This window comes from Kitasatospora sp. NBC_01539 (genome assembly GCF_045040525.1).
In the GTDB taxonomy this organism is placed as follows: domain Bacteria; phylum Actinomycetota; class Actinomycetes; order Streptomycetales; family Streptomycetaceae; genus Kitasatospora.
Genome location: NZ_CP109390.1, coordinates 7,900,510 through 7,924,620, shown reverse-complemented (window position 1 = coordinate 7,924,620; position 24,111 = coordinate 7,900,510). Strand labels below are relative to the sequence as shown.

General features: G+C 71.9%; 18 protein-coding genes and 1 pseudogene. 8 read left to right on the top strand and 11 right to left on the bottom strand.

Going from position 1 to position 24,111, the window contains the following annotated elements:
• Positions 1–129: 129 nt before the first annotated feature.
• The 4 genes from OG335_RS34385 (at position 130) to OG335_RS34370 (ending at position 4,989) form a co-directional block, all read left to right on the top strand.
• On the top strand, positions 130–1,131 hold the full coding sequence (locus OG335_RS34385; protein WP_405015061.1) for a carbohydrate ABC transporter permease: 1,002 nt from the start codon (positions 130–132) through the stop codon (positions 1,129–1,131).
• Positions 1,128–2,138 carry a carbohydrate ABC transporter permease gene (locus OG335_RS34380; RefSeq protein WP_405015060.1) on the top strand — a complete coding sequence of 337 codons (1,011 nt, stop codon included), beginning with the start codon at positions 1,128–1,130 and terminating at the stop codon, positions 2,136–2,138. Before OG335_RS34385 ends, OG335_RS34380 begins: the two co-directional genes overlap by 4 nt.
• A 54-nt stretch (positions 2,139–2,192) precedes the next feature.
• On the top strand, positions 2,193–3,620 hold the full coding sequence (locus OG335_RS34375; RefSeq protein WP_405015059.1) for a GH1 family beta-glucosidase: 1,428 nt from the start codon (positions 2,193–2,195) through the stop codon (positions 3,618–3,620).
• A 313-nt stretch (positions 3,621–3,933) separates the two neighbouring features.
• Positions 3,934–4,989: a LacI family DNA-binding transcriptional regulator gene (locus OG335_RS34370; RefSeq protein ID WP_405015058.1), complete on the top strand. Its 1,056-nt coding sequence runs from the start codon at positions 3,934–3,936 to the stop codon at positions 4,987–4,989.
• Between the two features lie 168 nt (positions 4,990–5,157).
• On the opposite strand, the gene OG335_RS34365 is transcribed toward OG335_RS34370, so the two are convergent.
• From OG335_RS34365 to OG335_RS34355, 3 genes are all read right to left on the bottom strand, one after another.
• Positions 5,158–5,943, bottom strand: coding sequence for a glycoside hydrolase family 16 protein (locus tag OG335_RS34365; protein ID WP_405015057.1), 786 nt, complete (start codon positions 5,941–5,943; stop codon positions 5,158–5,160).
• 1,009 nt (positions 5,944–6,952) lie between these two features.
• Positions 6,953–7,261, bottom strand: a complete 309-nt coding sequence (locus tag OG335_RS34360) for a hypothetical protein (RefSeq protein WP_405015056.1) — start codon at positions 7,259–7,261, stop codon at positions 6,953–6,955.
• A 360-nt stretch (positions 7,262–7,621) separates the two neighbouring features.
• Positions 7,622–9,637: a ricin-type beta-trefoil lectin domain protein gene (locus OG335_RS34355; protein ID WP_405015055.1), complete on the bottom strand. Its 2,016-nt coding sequence runs from the start codon at positions 9,635–9,637 to the stop codon at positions 7,622–7,624.
• A gap of 854 nt (positions 9,638–10,491) precedes the next feature.
• On the opposite strand from OG335_RS34355, the gene OG335_RS34350 reads away from it, so the two are divergent.
• Positions 10,492–13,491: a lectin gene (locus tag OG335_RS34350; protein WP_405015054.1), complete on the top strand. Its 3,000-nt coding sequence runs from the start codon at positions 10,492–10,494 to the stop codon at positions 13,489–13,491.
• Between the two features lie 85 nt (positions 13,492–13,576).
• Here OG335_RS34350 and OG335_RS34345 read toward each other — a convergent pair whose 3' ends face one another.
• From OG335_RS34345 to OG335_RS34320, 6 genes are all read right to left on the bottom strand, one after another.
• Positions 13,577–14,128 carry a DUF6328 family protein gene (locus OG335_RS34345; RefSeq protein ID WP_405015053.1) on the bottom strand — a complete coding sequence of 184 codons (552 nt, stop codon included), beginning with the start codon at positions 14,126–14,128 and terminating at the stop codon, positions 13,577–13,579.
• Positions 14,129–14,256: 128 nt separating this feature from the next.
• On the bottom strand, positions 14,257–14,808 hold the full coding sequence (locus OG335_RS34340; protein WP_405015052.1) for a Uma2 family endonuclease: 552 nt from the start codon (positions 14,806–14,808) through the stop codon (positions 14,257–14,259).
• A gap of 120 nt (positions 14,809–14,928) precedes the next feature.
• Positions 14,929–15,369, bottom strand: coding sequence for a VOC family protein (locus OG335_RS34335; RefSeq protein ID WP_405015051.1), 441 nt, complete (start codon positions 15,367–15,369; stop codon positions 14,929–14,931).
• A 279-nt stretch (positions 15,370–15,648) separates the two neighbouring features.
• Complete coding sequence (locus OG335_RS34330) at positions 15,649–16,623, bottom strand: anti-sigma factor RsbA family regulatory protein (RefSeq protein WP_405015050.1); 975 nt, start codon at positions 16,621–16,623, stop codon at positions 15,649–15,651.
• Positions 16,620–17,363 (bottom strand): MEDS domain-containing protein, encoded by a 744-nt coding sequence (locus tag OG335_RS34325; RefSeq protein WP_405015049.1) that lies wholly within the window; start codon positions 17,361–17,363, stop codon positions 16,620–16,622. Before OG335_RS34325 ends, OG335_RS34330 begins: the two co-directional genes overlap by 4 nt.
• Before the next feature lie 331 nt (positions 17,364–17,694).
• Positions 17,695–17,916, bottom strand: a complete 222-nt coding sequence (locus tag OG335_RS34320; RefSeq protein ID WP_405015048.1) for a hypothetical protein — start codon at positions 17,914–17,916, stop codon at positions 17,695–17,697.
• A 364-nt stretch (positions 17,917–18,280) separates the two neighbouring features.
• Between OG335_RS34320 and OG335_RS34315 the strand changes: the two genes are divergently transcribed.
• A complete protein-coding gene (locus OG335_RS34315; RefSeq protein ID WP_405015047.1) occupies positions 18,281–19,234 on the top strand; it encodes an NmrA/HSCARG family protein in 954 nt (317 codons plus the stop codon).
• An 85-nt stretch (positions 19,235–19,319) separates the two neighbouring features.
• On the opposite strand, the gene OG335_RS34310 is transcribed toward OG335_RS34315, so the two are convergent.
• Positions 19,320–19,859, bottom strand: a complete 540-nt coding sequence (locus tag OG335_RS34310; protein WP_405015046.1) for a hypothetical protein — start codon at positions 19,857–19,859, stop codon at positions 19,320–19,322.
• A gap of 551 nt (positions 19,860–20,410) precedes the next feature.
• Here OG335_RS34310 and OG335_RS34305 point away from each other — a divergent pair.
• Together OG335_RS34305 and OG335_RS34300 are read left to right on the top strand one after the other, a co-directional pair.
• Positions 20,411–22,927 carry a discoidin domain-containing protein gene (locus OG335_RS34305; RefSeq protein ID WP_405015045.1) on the top strand — a complete coding sequence of 839 codons (2,517 nt, stop codon included), beginning with the start codon at positions 20,411–20,413 and terminating at the stop codon, positions 22,925–22,927.
• 227 nt (positions 22,928–23,154) lie between these two features.
• Positions 23,155–23,433, top strand: a pseudogene (locus tag OG335_RS34300) (IS630 family transposase); the annotation flags it as partial.
• Between the two features lie 124 nt (positions 23,434–23,557).
• On the opposite strand, the gene OG335_RS34295 reads toward OG335_RS34300, so the two are convergent.
• Positions 23,558–24,025 carry an NADAR family protein gene (locus OG335_RS34295; RefSeq protein WP_405015044.1) on the bottom strand — a complete coding sequence of 156 codons (468 nt, stop codon included), beginning with the start codon at positions 24,023–24,025 and terminating at the stop codon, positions 23,558–23,560.
• Positions 24,026–24,111: the final 86 nt, after the last annotated feature.

Here is a 24,111-nt window from a genome sequence, read left to right as displayed (position 1 = left end):
CCGTACGGGCCGCGGGGCGGCCCCGACCACGCCCGCGGCCCGTACGGCGGCCCTCTCCAAGCAGCCAAGCCCGATCCCGCAACGACGCGACGGCCCGACCGGCCGTCGACACGGCACGGAGGACCTCCTGTGGCCACCTCGACCCGCACCCACCCAGGCGAACCAGCCGCTCCCCCGCCCGCCGGCCCGCCGGCCCGCACCGGAAGACCGACGCGCCCGCGCAGCCGGCTGCACCGCTGGGACCACGCCGGCTCGCCCTACCTCTTCGTCGCGCCCTTCTTCATCGTGTTCGCCGCCTTCGGCCTCTTCCCGCTGCTCTACACCGGCTGGCTCTCCCTCCACCAGGTCAGTCTCTACAACGTGGACCAGACCGACTGGGTCGGCCTGCAGAACTACCGCGACCTGCTGTTCGGGCCGGCGAGCCACTTCTTCTGGAACGCGCTGCGCAACACGGTCGCCCTCGGCGTCCTGTCCACCGTCCCGCAGCTGCTGATCGCGCTGGGCATCGCGCACCTGCTCAACTACCGGCTCCCGGCCCGCGATTTCTTCCGTACGGCCCTGCTCGCGCCGTACGCGACCTCCGTGGCGGCAGCCACCCTCGTCTTCGCGCTGATCTTCAGCCCCGAGAGCGGCATGGCCAACTGGCTGCTCGGCCTCGTGGGCATCGGCCCCGTCCACTGGGAAGCCGGCGCCTGGAGCTCCCAGTTCGCCGTCTCCGTGATCGTCATCTGGCGCTGGACCGGCTACAACGCCCTGATCTACCTCGCCGCGATGCAGGCGATCCCCCGGGAGCTGTACGAGGCCGCCGCCATCGACGGTGCGAGCCGCTGGCAGCAGTTCCGTCACGTCACGATCCCCGAACTCCGCCCCACCATCCTGTTCACCGTCGTCGTCTCCTCCATCGGGGCGACCCAACTCTTTGGCGAGCCCTACCTGTTCGGCGGCCAGAGCGGCCACCAGGGCGGCGCGGACCACCAGTACGAGACCCTCGGCATCCTCATGTACGACCAGGGCTTCCACCACAGCATGCTCGGCCGCGCCTCCGCCATCGCCTGGCTGATGTTCGCCCTGCTCCTGCTGGTCGGCCTGGCCAACACGCTGATCGCCCGCCGCCTGCGCTCCGCCCAGTGAGCGGGAAGGACGACACCACCATGACTCCCGCCCACCGTGCCGACGTCCACGACGCCGACGCCGCCCGTTCCGGCGCCCATCGCGCCGACACCACCCGCGCCGACGCCACCCGGGCCACGAGAACGGCACCCCGCCCGGCGCCCCGGCGCCGCCGCCTGCGCTCCCCGGGCGCGGGCGACCAGCACCACGCCGGCCCGCTCGCCCTGGCGACGCTGATCCTGATCGCCCTCGCCTCACTGTTCCCGCTCTACTGGACCCTCGTCGCGGCATCGACCGACAGCCATCGAGTGGTCTCCACGCCCCCTCCGCTCCTGCCCGGCGGGAACCTGTTCCACAACATCTCCTACGTGTGGGACAACGCCGGGGCACGCGGCATGGGCGTCGCGCTGCTCAACTCGACCCTCGTCGCCGGCACCGTCGCGCTCAGCACCGTCGCGTTCTCCGTCCTGGCCGGATTCGCCTTCGCCAAGCTCCGCTTCCGCGGCCGCGGCCTCATGCTCGCCCTCGTCGTCGCCACCATGGCCGTACCCGCACAGGTCAGCGTCGTCCCGCTCTTCATCCTGATGAAGCACCTGGGGCTCGGCAACCAGCTCGGCGCCCTCATCCTGCCCACCCTGGTGACCGCCTTCGGCGTGTTCTTCATGCGCCAGTACCTCACCCAGGCCCTGCCCACCGAACTGCTCGAAGCGGCCCGGATCGACGGCGCGAACTCCCTGCGCGTCGTCTGGCACGTCGTCGTCCCGATCGCCAGGCCCGCCATGGCCGTCCTGGGGATGCTCGCCTTCGTCCAGTCCTGGAACGACTTCCTGTGGCCGATCATCGCGATGAACGGCGCCAGCAACCCCACCGTCCAGGTCGCGCTCGCCGGCCTCGGTACCGGCTGGTCCACCGACTGGTCCGTCATCACCGCCGGCGCGCTCATCGGCACCCTGCCCCTGCTCCTGATCTTCACGATCTTCGGCCGCCAGATCGTCGGCGGCATCACCCAGGGCGCCCTGAAGGGCTGACCGGCCCGCACGTCACCGCCCCACGTTCACCACATCACCCGGGAGAACACCGCCATGACCACGATCTCACCCGACCTCCGCACCGTGCGCCGCCCCTTCCCGCCGGGATTCGCCTGGGGCGCGGCCACCGCCGCCTACCAGATCGAGGGCGCGCACGCCGAGGACGGGCGCACCCCGTCGATCTGGGACACCTTCAGCCACACCCCGGGCAAGGTCGCGAACGGCGACACCGGCGACACCGCGGTCGACCACTACCACCGCTTCCGCGAGGACGTGCGGATGATGGCCGACCTCGGCCTGACCTCCTACCGCTTCTCGCTGTCCTGGCCGAGGATCCAGCCCACCGGCCGCGGCCCCGCGGTCGAGCGCGGCCTGGACTTCTACCGCGCCCTGACCGACGAACTCCTCGCCAACGGCATCACCCCGGCCGCGACCCTCTACCACTGGGACCTGCCCCAGGAACTGGAGGACGCCGGCGGCTGGCCGCAGCGCGAGACCGCGTACCGCTTCGCCGAGTACGCCGCCATCGCCGCCGAGGCCCTCGGCGACCGGATCGGCACCTGGATCACCCTCAACGAGCCCTGGTGCAGCGCCTACCTCGGCTACGCCTCCGGCGTCCACGCCCCCGGCCGCACCGACCCGGGCGACTCCCTGCGCGCCGCGCACCACCTCAACCTCGGCCACGGCCTCGCCGTCGGCGCCCTGCGCGCCGCCCTGCCCGCCACCGCCCAGGTCGCCGTCTCCCTCAACCTGCACGCCGTGCGCCCGCACAGCTCGCACCCCGACGACCTCGACGCCGCCCGCCGCATCGAGGCGGTCGGCAACCGCGTCTGGACCAGCCCCATCTTCAAGGGCCGCTACGACGACGACCTGATCGCCGACACCGCGCACCTCGTCGACTGGGACACCCTGGTCCAGCCCGGCGACCTCGCCGAGATCTCCCGCCCGCTCGACCTCCTCGGCCTGAACTACTACAACCCCACACTGGTCTCCTCCGCGGAGAACGCCAAGAACCTCCCCCGCCACGACGGACACGGCGACAGCTCGCACTCCCCCTGGCCCGGCGCCGACGACGTCGCCTTCCACCTCGCCCCCGGCGAGGTCACCGCGATGAACTGGCCCATCGACCCCACCGGCCTGTCCGACTCCCTCATCGCCCTGCACCGCGAATTCGGCCTCCCGCTGCTCGTCACCGAGAACGGCGCCGCCTTCGAGGACACCGTCTCCGAGGACGGCACCGTCCACGACCCCGAGCGCACCGCCTACATCAAGGGCCACCTCGGCGCCGTCGCCGACGCCATCACCGCCGGCGCCGACGTCCGCGGCTACTACTGCTGGTCACTCATGGACAACTTCGAGTGGGCCTACGGCTACGAGAAGCGCTTCGGCCTCGTCCACGTCGACTACGACACCCTCGTCCGCACCCCCAAGACCAGCGCCCGCTGGTACTCCGAGGCCATCCGCCGCGGCGGACTGGCCTGACGGATCCCGTCCGCACGACCACCCTGCCCGGCCGCCGAGCTCCCGCCGCCCTGCACCTGCCGGCCACCGGCCGGTCCGCGCAGGCCAGGCCACGCCGGCCGAACCGCACCGGCCGGACCGCTGTACCGCTGTACCGCCTCCGGCCTGTGCCGCGGCTCGGCGGCTCGGGCGACCGGACGCGCTACCGGAGGAACCCTCCGACCTGCACCGAAACTCTGACTCGTCGACCACCGTGGACCACGGCTCGGGCGGCCCGACTCGTGGGATCATCACGGTGTCCGCCGCCACGTGAAGCCGAGGAGCAAGTGTTTCGATGGAGCCGCCGCCCAGGCGCATGCCGACCCTCGACGAAGTGGCCGAACGTGCGGGCGTATCGCGTACCGCCGCCTCGCGCGCGATCAACAACGGTCCGAACGTCAGCCGGGCCAAGCGCGAGGCGGTGGAGCGGGCCGTCAGGGAGCTGGGCTACGTCCCCAACCCGACCGCGCGGGCGCTGGCAACCCGCAAGGTCGGCGCGGTCGTCCTGGCCGCCTCCAGCGACGAGGCCGGACTGTTCGCCGACCCCTTCTTCGCCGAGGTCGTCGTGGGGGTGTGCGCCGCACTGGACCAGTCCGACCTGGAGCTGATCCTGCTGCTGGCCAACACCCCGCGCGGCCGGGAGCGCCTGCTGCACATGGTCCGCTCGCGGAGGGCGGACGGCATCATGCTGATGGCGCTGCACGGCGACGACCCGCTGGGCAAGCTGGGCGAGGCATCCGGCATCCCGGTGGTCTACGGCGGCCTGCCGATGACCGGCGAGCCCCGCTGGTACGTGGACGCCGACAACCGCGGCGGGGCCAGGCTGGCAGCCGAGCACTTCGCGAGAAGCGGCCGTCGGCGGCCGGTGATGATCACCGGCCAGGTGGACCAGCGAGTGTCGGTGGCCCGTGAGCAGGGCTTCGCCGAAGGCTTGATACTGGCCGACATTCCACTGCTGGACGTGGCCTCCGGCGACTTCCGCGAGGAGGGCGGCGCAGAGGCGATGGAGCAACTGCTGGACGCACACCCGCAGTTGGACGCGGTCTTCACCGCCTCCGACGGCATGGCCATCGGCGCGCTGCAGACGCTGCGCCGCCGGGGGCGCAGGGTGCCCGAGGACGTGGCCGTGATCGGCTTCAACGACCTGGCCAGCGCCCGGCTCACCAGCCCGCCGCTGACCACGGTGTACCAGCCGGTGCGGGCGCTGGGCCACGAGATGGCCAGGATGCTGGTCGGCGCGATCGACGGCAAGGACCCGAGCCCGCTGATCCTGCCGACCCGGCTGACCGTCCGCGAGTCCGCCCCGGCCCCGACACTCCCGGCGGCGACCGCGACCCACGGATCCCGCTGAGGGCCGGCCCGCGGGCCGGCCCTCCGGGCTCCCCACCAGAGCGGCCACGGCGTCCCGCCGGAGGCGACCGACGACCGGGCCGAGCTGTGCTCGCCGCTTCGCGGACGGCCGGCCGAGAGGCCGGCGCAGGGCACCACGCCCCGCGCCGGCCTGCCCGGTTCACCGGAGTCAGTACTTGGTGTACTTCATCCAGTCGTAGCGGGCGGTCAGCGGAGTGCCGGGGTAGCTGAAGGCGCCGAGCCAGCCGTCGACCCCGGTACCCGGCCAGAGGTTGGCCATGATGCGCATCGGGTGGGTAGGGAGTGCGCCGCGCGAGCCGTTCTCCTGGTGGACGAGCTTGCCGTCCACCAGCCAGTTGACGGTGCCCTGGTTCCACCACTCGATGACGTAGTCGTGGTAGCCGGTGGAGGCGTCGAACCCGAGGTTGATGACGGTCTCGTGTCCTCCGGCGCCGTTGGTGAAGTAGTTGGTCTGCATCTGCGTAGTGTTCTTGCCGAGGATCTCGACGTCGAGTTCGTCCCAGGGCTGGTTGTCGCTCGGCCCGGTGTAGGTGAAGAACCCGGTGACGGTGCCCTGGCGCTTGACCGCCTGGAGCCGCGCCTCGAAGCGGCCGTAGGTGAACAGGTCGTTCGAGCGGTACTCGCCGGACGCGTAGGGCTTGCCCGAGCAGCCGGCGAAGCAGGTCGCGGTGTCGAGGTTCTCGCCCATGACGCCGCCGTTGAACCAGACGTGGTCGGCACGCCAGCCGACGTTGAACATGCCTCCGTTGGTCCAGCCGTCAGCCTTGTGCCAGCGGCCGGTGTCGAAGGAGTCGAAGTTGTCGACGAAGCTGCCGCCGATGGCGGCGTGCGCGGCGGGGCTGACCATCGGGTTGAAGACCAGCGTGAGGGCGGCGAGCGGGGCGAGCAGCCAGCGATGGCCGCGGAACCGGCGACGTGTCGTAGAGGATCGCATTTCGGCCTCCTTGGGGCGCGAATGCGGCAGGCCGCATCCGGGGCGCACCACGCACCGAGGCGTGCGGAGGCATCGATCGACCGGATCGATCGACACGTCACGCGTCGGTGGCCGTGACCCGAAGCTTGTGCCGTGAAACCCGGGCGGGGGGACAGGCTCGACGTCCGCTGACGGCACAGATGCGCGGGGCGGACGCCCGTGGTGCCGGGAAGTGCACCGCTCGGGCCCGGTGACCGGTGCACCACCGGTGAGGCCGGCCGACGGATGAGGCGCCGGTGCGGCACACGCGGGCGGTGAAGGGGTTCAGCGAGACACGAGCGGAACTGCGGAGATGGGGGACTCGGCGCATGGGTGGCGCGCCGCGAGCGGGGTACACATGGAACCGCTTCCAAAAAAGTAACAGAGCCTCAACCGACCTACAAGAGCTCGTACTGACGAGGCGACAGGAGGTGGAAACCTGCCGCTCACACCGGACCGCCGGTGGAGAAATGAACGAATCTGCAGGTCATATGCCCTCGGTGATAGGTCCGGGCGGGATCATGTCGAGTCGATCGCGCGACGCCGCAGCGGGTCTGCATGCGCCTCGCTCGCGCCGCGACGCCACTGGTGGAAGCGGTTCCAGGCCGGTCAATCTGGAAGCGCTACCAGTCATGGACCTCATTGGAGCAGAGGAAGCCGCGTCCTCGCCACTCGTTGATGCCGGGTTAAAGGCCGAGACCGTCGAGCTGCGCCGACGGGGGAATCTCACCGTCGGCCGGTGCCGGGGGCTTCGAGCTGTCGTCCGGCAGGTGCAGGACCGGCTCCGGCCAACGACCCGGCCCGCTGGGGAGTCGGCGAACGAGCCGGCGGCCAGCAGCCGCACCGACTCTCGGCGCTGCCGACCTCTCGCCGCCAGCCCGCCCCGTCCGCACAGCGCATACCGGCAAGGCGCAGGCCGCGCGGGCGATCAGCGCCTTGCCGCATGGTCGCCAGGTGCGCAGGCCCGGCGCCTGCGTCTCTGCCGCCCGGTTCAGGCGGAGGTGGGTACCGCGCGGGTGGGGCAGTACTCGGGGTTCGGCGCGCTGAACCAGGCGTCACCGCTGAACGCGTTGTAACGGCAGGTCAGCGGCGCGACCGGGGTACCGCCGTAGTTGCAGACCAGCCAGCCCTGACCGTAGGCCCAGCCATAGAGGCCGTGCGCACCGTCGGTGAGGAAGGACGGGCACATGTACGGGGTGGGCGGCGTGGTGGCCGAGGCCTGGGTGGCGGACACACCCATGAGCCCGGCGACGGTCAGCACGACGGCCGCTACGGCGGGGATGATGCGAGCGCGTGGCAACGGTGCTCCTCTCTTGGTCGGCGGGGTGACGGTCTCGCCCCGATCCACCCGCAGTGAAATTCAGGTCGATGGGGCCGTATCAAGGAATGCAGCTTGCGCAAATAGGCGATATTGAACTGAAATTGATGGATTTTCAGCTCGGCCCGGCCAGGAGGCAAGGCCGCCGCAGCCGGACTCGGCCGTCACGGATCCCCCATCGGGTGGGGACGGCACGGCCGTCGCGGGGTGGGTCCCGCGGCGGCCGTGCCGTGCCGACCAGGGGCCCGGCGGATGCACCGGTCGGGCCGGGCACCGTCCCCCGCCGGCGGGGGACGGTCGTCAGGTCAGGGCGAACCTCTGGGCCGGCGAGCCGTTGCAGTCTCAGAGGCGCAGGGCCGCTCCGTTGTCGGTGGAGCCGTTCGGGGAGTCCAGGCAGCGTCCGGACTGCGGGTTGCGCAGCGAGCCGTCGTCCTGCTGGAGCCACTGCTGACCCCAGGTGCCGTTGCAGTCCCAGAGCTGGACGGGGGTGCCGAGGGCGGGGTCGGCACCGGTGACGTCCAGGCAGTGTCCGAGCGTGCGCAGGGCGCCGCCGACCGCGGTGTAGTGCTGGTCGCGGGCGCCGCTCTGGCAGTCCCACAGCTGCACCTTCGCACCGTTGCCCCCGGTGTCGTCGGCGGCGACGTCCACGCATTTGCCGCCCGGACCGCTGATCGTGGCCCCGATCGGCGGGAAGGTTCCCACGCCGGTGACGATCTTGTCGTTGGCGGCCTTCATGCGGGCGGTGTCGACCTTCGCCACCCGGCGGTTGTAGGTGTAGAGCCCGTTGAGTTCCATCTCGACGTCGGTGGGCTGGGTGTAGATCGCGGCGGACAGGCCGTAGTCGTCCTTCCGCTGCTTGACCAGCGCGGCGATCCTCTCGTACTCGGCGGTCACGTCGTTGGTGTCCGACGCCGCGACCGGCTGCCAGGTGTGGTCCCGGACCCGCTTGCCGATGCCGCCGTACTCGCCGAGGACGGCGGCACGGGTGGCGGGCGGCGGCAGTGTGTCGCCGGGGCCTTCGTAGATGTGGTTGTCGCTGACGTCGCCGTTGCCGCCGTCGGTGCCGCAGCACTGGCCGTTGCCGCCGGAGTTGTTGCCGACCAGCCGGCTCGGGTCGAGGCTCGCCTGTCCGGCCGAGTCGTACTGGCCCCAGCCCTCGTTGAAGACCACCCACATGACGATCGAGGGGGCGCTGCGCAGCTGGTCGATCATGGCTCGCAGCCCGGCCTCGTGCAGCTGGCGCCCGGTGCTGTCGGAGTCACCGGACGGCATGTCCTGCCACACCAGCATGCCGAGCCGGTCCGCCCAGTAGTACCAGCGCATGGGTTCGACCTTGATGTGCTTGCGCACGGTGTTGAAGCCCATGGCCTTCTCGGTCTGCAGGCCCCAGCGCAGCGCCTCGTCGGTGGGGGCGGTCATGTTGCCGTCCGGCCAGTACCCCTGGTCCAGCGTGCCGTTCATGAAGACGGGCTTGCCGTTGAGCAGGGTGCGCACGGTGCCGTTGACCGTGCCGATGGAGATCGACCGCATGCCCGCGTAGGACCCGACCGAGTCCACCACGGCACCGCCGTCCAGCAGGTCGACCCTGACGTCGTAGAGGAAGGGGTCGTCGGGGGTCCACAGGCGGGCACCGGGCACCGGGACGGCGATCGTCGATCCCACCGCGCCGGTGGCGGTGCCGGCGACCGTGCCGCCGGTCGAGACGGTGACCCTGACCGACCGGCCGGCCGCGTTGACCGCCCGCGGGACGATCCGCAGGGTGCCGGACGGCAGGTCGGGGGTCGTGTCGAGCCGGGTGAGGTGGGCGGTGGGGGTGGGCTCCAGCCACACCGTCTGCCAGATGCCGCTGGTCGCGGTGTACTCGATGCCGCCCGGGTCGTGGGTCTGCTTGCCGCGCGGCTGGGGGACGTCGGTCGCGTCGTAGACTCCGGCCACGACGGTGTTCGTGCCGCCGGCGACGAGGGCCGGGGTGATGTCGAAGCCGAAGGCGTCGTAACCGCCGGTGTGGGTCCCGACCTGGATCCCGTTGACCCACACGGTGCTGGAGAAGTCCACCGCGCCGAAGTTCAGCTGGACGCCGCGACCGGCCCAGTCCGCCGGGATCGTGAAGGTCCGGCGGTACCAGATCCGGTCGTTGGCGGTGGGGTGCCGCATGATGCCCGACAGCGCCGACTCCACCGGGTAGGGGACGCGAACGGCCTCGCCGTAACTGCCGGGCTGCCCGGCGCCGGCGGCCGTCTGCTGGAAATCCCACACGCCGTTGAGGTTCCGCCAGTCCGGGCGGGTCAGCAGCGGCAGCGGGTTGTCGACGGGCACCTGGCCCGTCCACGGCGTCGTCAGCGGTGGTGTCTTCGGCACGAAGGCGGCGGCGTGGGCCGCTGGGCCTGGCCCGTGACGAACAGGGAGGTCAGCAGGGTGAAGGCGGCCGCCGCGCAGCCCCTCCTGAACGCTCCCGAACGCGCCCGTTGCAGCACTGGAAACACGTGGTTCTCCTCAGGCAGGAATGAGTGCCGGACGAAGTCGCCGTCGGCGGCGTGCACCGGTCCGCGCCGGCGCCGACCGGTATCGGCCGGCCGACCGGCCGGCAGACCGATCGGCGCCGGTGTACAGGGCTCAGCCGGTGGTGGCGAGGGTGGGTGGTGCCGGCCGTTGATCACCGGGGCGTCGGCCCGCGGCGCGCGTCACACGGGCGTCACACGGGCGTCCGGGTGGTCCGCCTCTGTGCGTTCGGGTCACGTGACGGGCGGCCCGACAGGGTGGGCATCAGGCGATCGGGCACGAGAGGCCTCCCCGACATCGTTGTCAATCACCCCCGCACGAGTCCTTGTTGACGCGGCATCAGCGGATTCCGCCCTTCAGAGAGCGCTCTCCCACGGTAGTGAGGAGTCCCGGACACGTCAAGAGTGGCGACGACGGCCACCCGGCAACGCCGCCCGGGGCCCGAACGACCACGCCCTTGGGGTCGGACCTGCGCGCGCCGCACGGGAGAGCGCTCTCGCGACAGCCGGGCGTCTCAGCTGCGCCGATGCCCCGGACGGCCACCGGCCTTGCCCGGCAGGCTTCCTAGCAACCGCCCTCCGCAGACGCGGCGACCACGACGGCAGGATTGACAAGCATCCGTCATCAGCCCTTTGCTAGCCGACACCCCGTCAACCCGGCGACGACTCACCCGTCCACCGACGACCCACCCGTCCGATTCTGGAGCCGCAACGATGACACGATGGCGCCTGCCGCTCGCGCTCGGCCTCGCACTCCTGGGGTTCGCCGCGCCACCCACCGCCCACGCCTCCCCGCCCGCGGCCGCCGTGGCCGTCGCCGACCCCGCCGGCCTGGTCAATCCCCTGCTCGGCACCTCCCACGAGGGCAACGTCTTCCCGGGAGCCGACGCGCCCTTCGGCATGGTGCAGTGGAGCCCGGACACGCCGTCGAAGCCGCCCGGGGGTGGCTATGCCTATTCGGACAACGTTGTCACCGGCTTCAGCCTCAACCACCTCTCCGGGCCGGGCTGCGGCGCCACCAACGACATCCCCGTCCTGCCCACCGTCGGCGCCGTCGACGGCGCCGCCACCGTGCCGTTCGCCCACGCCGACGAGTCCGCGAGTGCCGGTGCCTACCAGGTCCGCCTCGGCAACGGCGTCACGACCGAGCTCACCGCCACGACCCGCTCCGGCATGGCGCGCTTCACCTTCCCCGCCACCGACCGGGCGAACCTGCTCTTCAAGCTGGGCGCGGGCAACGCGACCGACCTGCGCTTCACCCGGGTGAGCGGCACCGAGGTCAGCGGCTCGGTGACGACCGGCCACTTCTGCGCGTCCCACCCGACCTACACCGTCTACTTCGACATGGTCTTCGACCGACCGTTCGCTTCGACCGGTGTCTTCGGTGGCGGCAACGCGGTCACCTTCGACACCACCGGGAACCGCGTCGTGCAGGCCAAGGTCGGCCTCTCGTACGTGTCGGAGGCCGGGGCCGTCTCCAACCGCGCGGCGGAGAACCCGAACTGGGACTTCGCCGCGACCCGGCAGGCCGCCCGCACGGCGTGGAACTCCCTGCTCGGCCGGATCGCCGTGACCGGCGGCACCTCCGACCAGCAGCGCGTCTTCTACACCTCGCTGTACCGGTCGCTGCTGCATCCCAACGTCGTCAGCGACACCGACGGCCGGTACCGCGGCTTCGACCACCGGGTGCACACCGTCGCCGGCGGCCAGCAGGCCCAGTACGCCACGTACTCGGGCTGGGACATCTACCGCACGCAGGCGCAGCTGGAGGCGCTCGTCGCGCCGCAACAGGCCGGTGACAGCGCGCAGTCGCTCGTCAATGACTACGCGCAGGGCGGCTTCCTGCCCAAGTGGTCGCTGAACGAGTACGAGACGGACGTCATGAACGGCGACCCGGCCGTGGCGATCATCGCGGCCTACCACGCCTTCGGCGCACGGAACTTCGACACCGCGGCGGCCAAGTCGGCGATGGTGGCGCAGTCCACGACCCGCAACGGCATCCGGCTGGGCCTGGACTACCTGTCGAACTACGGCTACCTGCCGTCGGACGGCGCCTACCCGCCCAACTTCTACGGCTCCGTGGCGACCCTGCTGGAGTACAGCGCACAGGACTTCGCGGTCTCCGCGTTCGCCGGGGCGCTCGGCGACTCCGCCAACCGCGACCGGTTCGCCAACCGCGCGCAGAACTGGCGCAACGCCTTCAACCCGGCGACGGGCTTCATGCAGCCCCGGCTCGCCGACGGATCGTGGCGCCCCGGTTTCGACCCGGCGAGCAGCGACCAGTTCGTCGAAGGCACGTCCTGGCAGTACACCGGGGCGGTGCCGCACAACGTGCGCGGCCTGGCCGACGCGATGGGCGGCAACGCGAAGATGGCCGCCTACCTCGACAGCGTCCTCGCCGACCTGCACGGGGCTGGCGGGACGCACGCCGACCTCGGCAACGAGCCCTCCGTCGAACTCCCCTGGGAGTACGACTACATCGGCCAGCCGTGGAAGACCCAGAAGGTCGTCCGGCAGGTGCAGGACCAGCTCTGGCCCAACGACCCGGCCCGATGGGGCGTCGGCAACGACGACCTCGGCACGATGAGCGCCTGGTACGTCTGGTCGGCCCTCGGCATGTACCCGGAGACCCCGGGCACCGCCGATCTCGCCCTCGGCAGCCCGCTGTTCACGGAGGTCTCGATCGCGCTCGGCTCGGGCGGCACGATCAGGATCACCGCCCCGCAGGCGGCGGGCAACGCGCCGTACGTGCAGAGCGCCACCCTCGACGGGAAGGCGTGGAACAACGCCTACCTCCCGCCCTCGTTCGTGACCGGCGGCGGAACGCTCTCGTTCGTCCTCGGCACCGCGCCCAACACCGCCTGGGCGAGCGGTCCGTCCTCCGCACCGCCCTCCTACCCGGGCAACGGCGGCGCGCAGCCGCCCGTCACCCAGACCGGGCCGACCGGCGCCGTCGCCTCCGGCATCGCCGGACGCTGCCTGGACGTCGACAACAGCCGCACCGATTCCGGCGCGAAGGTGCAGGCCTGGGAGTGCAACGGCAGCGGTGCCCAGCGCTGGCGGCTCGCCGGGGACGGCACGATCACGGTGTTCGGCAAGTGCCTGGACGTCAGCGGCGGCGGGCCCGCCGCCGGCACCCGGGTCCAACTGTGGGACTGCAACCGGGGCAACGCGCAGCAGTGGGTGTCCGACCCCGGCGGCGGACTGCGGAATCCCGCCTCCGGGCGATGCCTGGCCAGCCCCGACCAGGGCGACCCGTTCGCGCAGTTGGTCATCCAGGACTGCAGCGGCGCGGCGGCCCAGAGGTGGACGCTGCCGCAGGTGTCCACCGGTCCGGTCGCGTCCGGCGCCGCGGGGAAGTGCCTCGACGACAACTCCTCCGGCACGGCGAACGGCACCCGTATCCAGCTCTGGTCGTGCAACGGCAGTGGGGCCCAGCAGGTGACCGTGCCCGGGGACGGCACGCTGCGCGTCTTCGGCCGGTGCGTCGACGCGGCGGCCGGCGGCACCGCGAACGGCACACCGGTGCAGCTCTACACCTGCAACGCCTCCGGTGCCCAGCAGTGGGTCCCCACCGGTGGAGGCCGGACACTGGTGAACCCGCAGTCCGGCCGGTGCCTGACGGTACCGGGCGGGGCCACCGGGGACGGTACGCAGCTGGTGCTCCAGGACTGCGGCGGCACCGGACAGCAGTGGACGCTGCCGGGCTCCTGACCGGGGCTCCCGGCATCAGGCGGCGGGGGCCGGGGCGGAGCGGCACGGTCGGCGCAGCAGCGCGGCAACGCGGCGGGGGCCGGGATCAAGGTCGGCCCCGGCCCCGTTCGGCCCGGTACAGCACTGCCTGGGGCAGGAGCAGCCAGGAGGCGGTGAACCAGGCGAGGACCACGGCGGTCAGAGCCCCCGAGAGCGCCGGGTCTCCGGTGGCGGTCCGCAGCAGGAGGAGGAGGGCGCAGCCGATGGTGGCGGCGAGGAGGGTCAGGCCGAGGCTCACCATCCGGGAGGCGATACGGATGAGGGCGGGCTTGAGGCCGTGACCGGCGAGGAAGCGGTGGAACGAGACGGGTGCGATGAGGGTGCCGGTGGCGCAGGCGCCCAGGACGACCGTGGCGACGTAGAGATGGGCGTCGAAGTCGTCGAGGCTCGCGAACCGGGGTGTGAACGCGACGCTGAGCAGGAAGCCGAAGAGGACCTGTGCGCCCGTCTGGGCCACGCGTACTTCCTGGAGCATCTCGTTCCAGCGCCGGTCCGCCTGTTCCTGGGCCGTTTCGTCACGTCCCGGGCCGCCGCGGCGGTCCGGGTCGGGGGTGGGTATGTCCGAATCAGGCGTGTCCGGAGTGGGGGTGCTGTTCAAGGGGCTCGCCTTCGGGTGCGGTCGGTTGCGGGTCCGCGCCGGGGGTGGCCGGCTGCGCGGTACGTCGTCGACTGCCCCGATGCCGACCGGCCACACCCCGCCCGGCTGCGGTGCGCCGGCCCGGACGGTCAGAAGTCCTCGGTGTTCAGGAGCAGATCGAAGGGGTCCGGCAGGTGCACCGGGGTGCCGAAGCGGTGCGGGCCCTCCACGACGGTGTACGCGGGGCCGCGGGGCTCGGAGAACACGGTGCACTCACGGCTGTGGCGGTCCGCGAGCAGGTACACCGGAGCGCCGTACTCGGCGTAGCGGTCGCGTTTGGTGACGCGGTCGGTGTGCCTGGTGGACTCGCAGGTGATCTCGACGATCAGGAGGGTCCGCTCGGGGGTGGGGGTCGCGTCGGCGGGGCGGGACCGTGGGGTGACGGCGAGGTCGGGCAGGTACCAGTTCGGGGAGCCCGGCAGGTCGAGGCCGCGTGGGGCGGTCGTGCAGCCGAGTTCCCCGGCCCTGGCGTCGACCTGGTTGCGGATCCGGGCCGCGACCCTGTCGTGGCCCCACAGCGGTGACACCACGACGATCCGTCCCTCGATGACCTGGGCACGATGGTGGTCGACGAACTGCACGGCGTACTTCAGCGCGGCCTCGTGGTCCGTGCCGCTGTGTGCGGTGGATTGCGTGCTCACGTTCCCCCCGCGGACCGCGGGACCCTCACCGGGCCCTGTGGTTCCTACGGTAGCGCCTCGGCCGCGCCGCAGAGGCTGCTCGGCGACAGTGGTCCGGCCGGACGGTCCGGTTCCTCCGTCTCAGTGCAGTTGTTCGGCGAGTCCGACGATGATGCCCTCCGGACCGCGGAGGTAGCAGAGCAGGTAGCTGTCCTCGAACCGGGCAATCTCGCCGACGAGTTCGGCGCCGTGCGGGCGCAGGCGGGCGACGGTGTCCTCGATGTCGTCGACGGCGAACATGACGCGGTGCGTGCCCGGAATGTTGTGCGGCCGGTTGCGCGGCCCGGCAGCGATCACCGCGGGGCTGCGGTACTTCGCCAGTTCGAGCCGACTGTGACCGTCCGGGGTCCGGATCATCGCGATGTCACAGCGCACGCCGTCGAGTCCGGTGCACCGGTCGGCGAAGAGTCCCTCGACCTCCCCCCTGCCCTCCAGTTCCATTCCGAGTTCCACGAAGAACGCGATGGCGGCGTCCATGTCCTCCACGACGATGCCGACGTTGTCCATCCGCTGAATCGCCATGCCGATTTCTCCTTCTTCCCGTGCTGCCGGTGGTGAGCGTCGGTGTCCCTGGGACGGAGCCGGTGGCACGTGCTCGACGTGCGCGGACCGCCGGACTCCGAAAGCTGCGGGCCGGCGGAACCGGCGCCCCCAAGTGTGGGTCAGTGTCCGGCGACATCAAAGGGCCCGTGCCTCCGTGTCGCGGGCAGAGTCGGCGGGAGGGGTTCGGCGGCCGACGGGCGCGCACCGCGGTGATCCGCGGCGCAGCAGGGGTCGGCGCAGCAGGGGGGTGGTGCGACCTCAGCCGCCGTCGGCACTCATCGTGAGGCGGACGACGGTGCCGCTCTTCGCGTCGGTACGGATCTGCACGAGGTCGCACATCTGCTGGACGAGCCAGAGGCCCCGGCCGCCGACCTGGTCCATCGTTGGCCTGATCCGACCGGCCAGCGGGTCCTCGATGTACCCGCCGTCACGGAACTCGCAGACCATCCGGCCGTCCTCCGCCCAGGTGCGCAGGGCCCCGCCGCCCGCGTACTTGATGCTGTTGCCGGCGACCTCGGTGGCGGCGAGCAGCAGGTCCCGCAGTCGGTCGCCCGTGAATCCGTGACGTGTCGCGCAGGCGGTGACCCGCTCGCGAACGGAGGCGAGCGCCCCGGCCGCGAAGACCAGTTCCTCGTCCGGGTCGCAGGGGTCACCCAGGACCTCGAAGGCGTAGGGCCCCTCGACGTAGTCGGCGGCCGGTACCGGACCGTCCGACCCGAGGACCAGAGGGTGGCAGCGCCCCAGCGCCTCCAGGGTGCCGTCCGGTACGGAAGCGGTGTCGAAGGGGCAGAGCAGCCACCAGACCGGGGATTCGGCGAACGCCCGGTTGAGCAGGTACTCGTGGTAGCGCAGTTCGGCGGTCTCCGCCGTGGTGCGGTCGGCCCACCGGTTCTCACTGATGGCGCGGACCGGCCGGCCCGCTTGGGCGACCTTTCCGATCCATGCCTGCCATGCGGGGATCAGACGGCCCGGGTTGCTGCCCAACTCGCCGGTGTCCAGGAAGGACACGCGGTCCGAGGTGCCCTTGCCGGCCAGCGCGTCGCGCATCAGCTGTTCCCTCTGGGCCGAGACGGCGACCACGACCGCCTCGCCCGCACCCAGGGCGTGCTCCACGAACGAGAGCGACCCGCTCACGAAGTGTTCCTCGTCCGAGTAGGGGAACAGGACGTGGCGCAGTCCCGTCTCCGCGGAAGGGGCGGGGGCGGAGACGGACCCGTTGTCGGAGCGGTTCACTGCTTCAGCTCCACGGGGATCTCGGGGCTCTCGAACCCGAGCAGCGACCAGCTGCGGCGGAGCGTCGCATTGGCGTGATGGAGCTCGATCCTGCGGTTCGGCAGGCCTCTGGCGGCCCGCGCCAGGACGGTCAGCCCGGCACTGTCCATGAATTCCAGATCCCCGCATTCCAGGTGCAGCACCGGAGCCAGCGTCAGGAGCTCGCCGAGTGCGGTACGGAAGGACTCGGCGCCCTCGCTGTCGACAACACCGCTGACGCTCCAGCGGTCCTGCGACGCGTTGAAGAGCCTGAACGCCGGAGCGATCGGTCCCCTGCCCAGATGGTGCGGATGTATTCCGGCCGCCTGGTCGACGAGGTCGGATGTCAGCGCCGCGCGGGCGTACAAGCACACGAGGATCGCGCCGCGGTCGGCAGCCAGGGCATCCAGCCTGAGCTCGTGCCGGGCCAGTGTCTCGGGGCGGACGTCGGCGGCGGCCAGACGGGTGAGGTCCGCCAGCACGCGCAGGGCACGGAAACCCTCACGGTCGGCACGTTCGGTGCCCCGGCTGACCTCGCTGAGGAGTGACTCCCAGGACGCCGGGCCGCGTTGGGCCTCCTCCGCGTCACCGAGCACCAGCACCATGTCACCGAACAGCTCGGCGTCGGCCACGAACGACCGCGCCGGGCCGCTCGTGTCCTCACCCGGCTCGACTATCCAGCAGACGTGGTCCCCGAGATCGACCGGATCGAGTGTCGCCACACCGTGTGCTGTCCTCACCCCAGCTCCTTCGCCCCGCCGTCGACCCGGCATTCTATCCCGGCTGCGTCCCCACGACCCACCGTGACAGGTCGGCGCGGCGCGAACCGGATGCGGGGTCTGCCGCCTGTCCACGCTTCCCTCACGCCTCCCTCACGCCCATCCTCACCCCGCTGCCTGCGCCCGACCGACTCCGCCACCTGCCCGCGCGCACTCCCCCGCACGCCGCGCTCCCCCGCTCCCGGCGGCGTCGCCAGGCCAGGTCGGCCGGCCCGGGTCCCGTCGGTGCGGTGGCTACGGTGCGGTGGCTTCGGTGAGCCGCCCCGGGCCGGGCTCAGTCGGTCGGCTCCTGCACGAACTCCTCCGATCCGCTGGGGACGGGCTCCGGCTCGTCCAGCTCGTCCGGCTCGCCCCGTCTGACCTCGGGCGGGTCGGCCGTCTCCTCACGGGTCTCCTGTCGGCCGTGGCCCGGACGCCGACGGTCCTGCCCGGTCTCCGGCCCGTTCTCGTCGTCGAGCGGGACGCCTCCGGCCCCGCCCTGCGGGATGTCGTCCATGCCTGCCTCCGTTCCGAGGTCGTCGGTCGCCGGCCTTCCGGGGTGGCCCGTACACCAGTGCGCGGCCCACGACCGGCGGGTGACACGACCGGCGGGTGAAGGGCACCGCCGCCGCCGACCGGCGGCGGTACGGCGAGCGCCCGTCGTCACGCGTCTGACCGGCAGGGAGAGCGGTGAAACCTCCGCCGGTCGACCCGCGGCGACCGGCGGCACAGGCCCCGCACACCCGGCCGACGACGCGCAGACCGGAGCGCGCCGGGTCCGGGATCGGTACTCCTGTGCGGCCACCGCTCGGGCGTCCGGTTTGCCGGAAGCGCTCACCTGCTGTGCGCTGGAGGCCAACGGACCGAGTCGAGGAGGGCCTGTGGAGGACAAGAAGATCATCACCGTGGTCGGGGCGACCGGACAGCAGGGCGGTGCTCTGGCCCGGGCGATTCTCACCGACGGGAGCAGCCGGTTCGCCGTCCGCGCCGTCACCCGCCACCCCGAGTCCGACCGTGCCCGCGAACTCCAGCGGCTCGGCGCGCAGGTAGTCCGAGCCGACATCGACGACGCCGCCGGTCTCCGAGCCGCCTTCGACGGCGCGTACGGCGCCTTCCTGGTCACCAACTTCTGGGAGCACATGTCGGCCGAACGCGAGAAGGCCCAGGCCCGCTCGCTGGCGGACGCCGCGGGCCATGCGGGCGTGCAGCACGCCGTCTGGTCCACGCTGGAGGACACCCGCACGTGCATCCCGCTCGACGACCCCCGGATGCCCACCCTGCAGGGCTCCTACAAGGTGCCGCACTTCGACGCGAAGGCCGAGGCCGACCACTACTTCGCCGACGCCGGCGTCCCCACCACCTGCCTCCGGGCCACCTTCTACTGGGAGAACCTGCTCGGGGCCTTCGGCCCCCAGCGCGGCGAGGACGGCGCCCTCCAGCTCAGCTTCCCGATGGGGAACAGCCGCCTGGCCGGCATCGCGGTGGACGACATCGGCAGGACGGCCCTGGCCGTCCTGGAACGCGGTACCGATCTCATCGGCGCCACCGTCAGCATCGCGGGCGAGCACCTGCGGCTCGGCGACATGGCCACGGCGCTCTCCGAGGCCGTCGGCGTCCCCGTCCACTACCGCCCCCTGACCCCGGACGCCTTCCGAGCGCTCGGCTTCCCCGGCGCGGACGAGGCCGGAAACATGTTCCAGTACTACGCGGACTGCGAGGAGGGGTTCACCGCGGCCCGGGACATCGACGCCGTACGCGAACTCGACCCGGCCCTGCAGTCCTTCGCGACCTGGCTCGCCGCCCACCGAGAGCAGCTGCGGGCCGCTTGGGCGTAGCCGCCGCCGTCACCTGCACCCCGCCGCCGACCCGCGTCGCCCTCCGCGGTGGGGCCAGGGCCCCGCCCGGGGTGAGGCCGCACGGTCACCGGCCCGGGGCGGGGTCGGCACCGCGACCGGAGGCCGCACCGGCCGGCGTGAACACCTCGGCGCTGACCGCACGGTGCCAGCCGGTCAGCGTGCGCGCCTGTCCGTCGGCACGCCGGGCCAGCCGGTCCAGCTCGGCCGTGTCCAGGCGCGGGTCCCGGTCGGCGACGGCGCGCAGCGCCCTCCACAGCGCGGCCTTGCCCTCGACGCCGGTGCGCATCGCCTCCAGCTCGACCAGGTCGGACAGGGGTGAGCGGTGGACGAGCGTCCCGTTGGGCTTGAGCCGCCCGATCCGCTCGGCGGCCAGGCCGATCCAGGTGCGGTAGCGGTGCACGGGCACCCCGAGACGCCTCATGATCCGCACCAGCGTGTCGCGGTCCTCCTCCACCTCCCGGGCCAGGGTGCGGAGCTCGGCCGCGCGGCTGTCCTCGCCGTGGGTGTCCGCCATGCGGCGGGCGAGGGCGGCACCGCCGAACGCGCCGGTGAGGTGGTCGTTGAGGTAGACGTTCAGGGGCCGGGCCGGGGTGGGAGAAGTCATCACGCGTCCTTCGTGGGCTGGGCTTGCCGCAGTCGGTCGTGGTCACGCGGCCGGCAGGCCGGGGTGCGAGCGCCCGACGGCACGCGCCTACCCGGGAAGGCCGGCGGTCACGCGTGGTGGAACGGCGACCACGAGGTCCGGCACGTGCGGGGTACGCCGGGGTAGTTCCCTCCACCGGCCCCGAGCGCCGGTCGGCGGCCCCGGCCGACTTCAGCGCCTCAGAGCGAGGACCAGAAGCCTATTTCTTGCGTACTTCAGTTCATTTTTTGCATTTGATTGCCCCACATGATTGCCGAGCCGACATGCCGACCGGCGCCGGCCCGCGGGGCCCGTTGACGCGCCATCCCCTTGCGAACCGAACGAAGCCGCTGGTGGGGGCCGCGCGCCCGATCCCATCACCGCCCGCCAAGGGTCGTTATATTGCAGATATCTGTAGATATATTGCTCAAGTCTTGTTGCCCTGCTTGACTGGCTCCCTCCCACCCAGGCGCCTCGCCGGCAGCCCGCGCGGGACCCACCCATCCGAGTAATGACGATGCGAACCGGGACACATGACGATGAGATGGACAGGCAGGCGCGCGCCCGTTGCCGTGCTGATGGCCGTCGCCCTGACGGGCCTCGCGCAACCGGCCGGTGCGCTGAGTCCGCGGACCTCTGCGCCCCACGGGGCCTCCGCACAGGAGCAGTCCGGCGCGGGACCCGGCGGCGGAACGGGCGCCCGCACGCCCTTCGTCGAGTACCAGGCGGAGGACGCGCGGACCAACGGCACCGTCCTCGGCCCCGACTGGGCGTACGGGACACTCGCGGCCGAGGCCGTGGGCCGCCGTGCGGTCCAGCTCGACAAGCCGGGCCAGTACGTGGAGTTCACGCTGAAGAAGGCGGCCAACGCGGTCAACGTCCGCTACAGCGTGCCGGACTCGGCCGACGGCAAGGGGATCGACGCGACCCTCGGCGCCTACGTCGACGGCCACTTCACCAAGTCCCTTGCCGTCACCTCGCGTTACAGCTGGTACTACGGCCAGTACCCGTGGACGAACAACCCGGCCGACGGAGGCCGGCGCCAGCTCTACGACGACGCGCGGCTGATGTTCGACCGCACCCTGCCGGCCGGCAGCACCGTCCGCCTCCAGGTCGGCAAGGGCGACACGGCCCCGTGGTACGTGATCGACACCGCCGACTTCGAACGCGTCGACGCCCCCGCGTCCGCTCCCCGCGACGCCCTCCCGGTCACCTCCTTCGGTGCGGACCCGTCGGGCAGGGCGGACTCCAGCGACGCCTTCCAGCGCGCGATCGACGCCGCCCGCGGCACCGGCCGGACCGTCTGGATACCGCCGGGCACGTTCACGGTGACCCGCCACCTCCTGGTCGACCGCGTCACGCTGCGCGGCAGCGGCCCCTGGCACAGCGTCCTGCACGGCGCCGACGTCGGCGTCTACGGCAACTACGCGCCCGATGCCAGCTCCGACGTCCATCTGGCCGACTTCGCGATCTTCGGCGAGGTGGCGGAGCGCAACGACTCCGACCAGGTCAACGGCATCGGCGGCGCGCTGGCGCGCTCGACCGTGGACAACATCTGGATCCAGCACACCAAGGTCGGCGCCTGGCTGGACGGCCCCTTCGACGGTCTGAGCCTCTCGCGCCTGCGGATCCTGGACGTGACCGCCGACGGCGTCAACTTCCACGACGGCATCACCCACTCCTCCGTCACCGACACCTACGTCCGCGGCACCGGCGACGACGGCCTGGCGATGTGGTCCGACCGGCACCCGAACTCCGGCGACGTGTTCGCCCGCAACACCGTCAAGTCGCCCGCGCTCGCCAACAACATCGCCCTCTACGGCGGCAGCGACAACACGGTGACCGGCAACCTGGTCACCGACACCCTCGTTCAGGGCGGCGGCATCCACGTCGGCAACCGCTTCGGCTCCGTGCCCCTGGCCGGCACCACGACCATCGCGCGCAACACCCTGCAGCGAACCGGCACGCTCGACCTCTTCTCGCACATCGGCGAGGGCGCGCTGTGGTTCTGGGCCGCCGACGCCCCGCTGACCGGAGACGTCACCGTCCGGGACAACCTGATCCAGGACAGCGCCTACGAGGCCGTGCAGTTCCTCGGATCGTCGGTCGACGGCGTCCACTTCGACCACAACACCGTCGACCGGGCCGGGACGTTCGCCTTCCAGCTCAACGCACCGGGCTCCGCCTCGGCCCGTCTCCTGACCGCCACCGGCCTCGGTGCCGGCGGCCGCTACGACTGCGGCTCCGGCTTCGAGTTCACCGAAGGCCCCGGCAACCGCGGCTGGTCCGACGCCCACTGCGCCTACCCGGCTCCCGGCCCGCTCCAGGTGAGCGGCCTCGGAGGGACGCTGTCCTTCGAGACCGACGAGGTCGGCAGGAGCAGCGACCCGCAGACCGTCGTCATCACCAACCCGGGACCGCGGCCCGCGCGGATCGCCTCCGTCGGCATCACCGGCGTCTACACCCTCGCGAACACCTGCGCCGCCGTGCTCGCCCCGGGCGCGAGCTGCACCGTCGACATCCGCTTCGCGCCCACCGCGCGCGGCGACCGCAACGGCTCGCTGACCGTCTCCGACGGCACCTCCGCCGGCCGCTACCAGGTCCACGTCACCGGCCGGGTCGTCACCAGCACCGTCGGCAACCTCGCCGCCGGCCGCCCGGTCACCGCCAGCGGCTCCCACGACGGCTTCCCCGCCGCCAACGCGGTCGACTCCGACACCAACACCTACTGGGAGAGCTCGGCGCTCGCCTCCCCGCAGTCCCTCACCGTCGACCTCGGCGCCCCGGTGACCGCGGCGCGCGTGTCGCTCAAGATCAACGGCGGCTGGGGCGGCCGCACCCAGCACCTGGAGATCCTGGCCGGCGACGAGGACGGGACCTTCACCACCGTCGCCCTCCCCGCCGACTACCTGTTCGACCCGGCGACCAACAACAACACGGTCGACATCGCCATCCCGTCCGCCTCCTACCGCTACCTCCGCGTCCAGGGCACCACCAACTCCGGCGCTCCCGGCCTGCAGCTCGCCGAATTCGAGGTGTACGCACACTAGTCGCCCCGCCCCGCTCCATCTGCCGCCCGGCAGGGCGGGCGGTGTTCCGTCGCCCCCTGTCCGTCCCGACCCGAAGCCCCGTGGCGTGCGCCACGGGGCTTCGTCGCGGGTTGACGAGGCGCGGCACGCGCCCGGCGGACCGCGCACGCCGGTGGCAGTGGGCCGGCTCCACGCGGGGCTGATCCTGAGCATGCTCGGCACCGACCACGCCACTGCCCGACCGGTGCCAGCGCATCAAGACATGGAAGGAGTCCACCGAGCCCGACCGCGACGCCAAGATCGGCCGGATCGAGGATGTCCTGGAACGCTTCCCCGACCGGACGTTCGCGTTCGACGAGTTCGGCCCGCCCGGCATCCGTCCCACCGCCGGATCCTGTTGGGCCGAACGAAGCCGCCCCGACCGCCTGCCGGCCACCTACGAGCGCACCCACGGCGTTACCTACTTCCACGGCTGCCACTCAATGGGTGACGACACCCTGTGGGGCGTCAACCGCCGCTGCAAGGGCGCCGCGAACGTGCCCGCATCCGCAGCGGGAAGGGCATCCGCTGGGGCGGACGCTTCGGCGTCGCTGCAGCCTGACCGCCCCGCCCGTCCCCGGATTCCGGCATGGGCATCACTTCTCGGGTGCGCTACTCGCAGTGATCGTGGCCTCCTTGGGCTTCGGTGCGGAGCTGACTGCGGGTGCGCATCAGGATCCGGCCGAGCATGTTCTTGCCGGTCCCGGTCCTGCCGCGGCCCCAGTAGTGGTCGGTGCCGGTGTCCTCGACGATCTCCTCGTCGGCGGTGGACAACAGGATGCCGCGGATGTCCGCATGCGCCCGGAACTTGGCCGCCACAGCACGACGCATCACGTCGTCCTTGACGCGCTCCCAGTCCCGCCGCAACGGTCCGGACGGGTCACGACCCAACTCGGCCGCACGCAGCGGCGTGCGAGCTCGACGGACGAGATCGGCATGGCGGGTGCCGATGAACTTCTGGGCCTGGAAGTAGTGCTCCGAGGTCGGCCACACGTGCCCGTCGAGTTCCAGGTCGTGGGCGGAGAAGTTGGAGAAGCAGCCGTAAGGGACTTCGTCCGCGCCGTAGAAGTAGATCGTCATCCAAGCCTCGTCGCAGTTGCGGGAGCCCGCACGGTCTCAGGCCCCGGGCCGCACCCGCAACCGGTTTCGCTCGCCCCTCACGGCCT